General features: G+C 43.5%; 1 pseudogene. It reads left to right on the forward strand.

Annotated elements, in window-relative coordinates:
• Positions 1-230 (forward strand): annotated as a pseudogene (locus AB4238_RS20555) (transposase); the annotation flags it as partial.

Consider the following 230-nt stretch of genomic DNA (forward strand, 5'->3'; position numbering starts at 1 on the left):
TTTATATTGACCTTGAAACGGCGAACAGCTGGTCAGATAGAGAGGTTGTTGAGCAATGGCATAAGTTGTTTAATGGTACAACGCTCACGCAGAAATTCGCTAAGGGTGAAGTTATCGATGAACATTTAGTGGTTCAACTCAAACACCTTATTGCGACCTATCGCTCAAGGCTCAGTGATATCAGCTGGTTTATGAGGTGCCTCAATGAACCTATCGCCAGGCAAGCTAAT

It is taken from the genome of Shewanella sp. 10N.286.45.A1, from assembly GCF_041470405.1.
GTDB lineage: Bacteria > Pseudomonadota > Gammaproteobacteria > Enterobacterales > Shewanellaceae > Shewanella.